The following is a 781-nucleotide window of genomic DNA, read 5'->3' on the forward strand; positions in this document are numbered from 1 at the left end:
CGGGGACCGCGCACCTTCAGCGGAACGGGCATCCGGCCCTTCCCATCGTGACGGGGATCGGGCCCCAGGATGACACCGCGCCCGTCACGGCCGCGCGGCTCCGGCGTCACCCGGGCGTCACCGGGAAAGCCTTGTCCCGGCGCCACCGATCCGCTAGGCCTGAACGCAGGGAGGGCGTCGTGGTGGAACTGCGGGTACTGGGCACCGTCGAGGTCGTGGCCGGCGGCGCCCGGCTCGACGTCGGGCCCGCCCGGCAGCGGGACGTGCTGGCGGCGCTGCTGCTCGACGCCGGCCGGGCCGTGCCGGTGGATCGGCTGATCGACCGCGTCTGGGGTGACCGGCCGCCGCGGCAGCCGAGAAATGCCCTCTACGCCTACGTTTCGCGGTTGCGCGGGCTGCTGGCTCCGGTGGACGGCGTCGCGATCGAACGCGAGCGCGGCGGCTACGTCCTCGTCGCCGACCCGCTGGCGGTGGACGTGCACCGGTTCGAAGACCTGCTGCGGCGGGCGAGGGCGACGGCGGACGACCGAGCGGCGCTCGCGCTCTACGACGAGGCGCTGGACCTGTGGCGGGGCGAGCCTTTCAGCGAGCTGGACTCCCCGTGGGCCGACGGCGTCCGCGGCGAGCTGGAACGCAAGCGCGAAACGGCGGAGCTGGACCGCGACGACCTCCGGCTGCGCACCGGCGCCCACGCCCACGTGCTCGCCCGGACTGGGGCCGCGGGCGGGGAACGCGCGGCCGCGCAGCGGATCGAGGCGCTCTACCTCGACGGGCGCCCGGC

The 781-nt window shown here is 75.9% G+C and carries 1 protein-coding gene; it reads left to right on the plus strand.

What is annotated here, in order from left to right; genetic code table 11:
• Positions 1-179: 179 nt before the first annotated feature.
• Positions 180-781: BTAD domain-containing putative transcriptional regulator (locus G3I65_RS09055; protein WP_309235345.1), on the plus strand; the 602-nt coding region annotated here is incomplete at its 3' end.

Source organism: Amycolatopsis sp. SID8362 (assembly GCF_010550475.1).
Taxonomy (GTDB): Bacteria; Actinomycetota; Actinomycetes; order Mycobacteriales; family Pseudonocardiaceae; genus Amycolatopsis; species Amycolatopsis eburnea.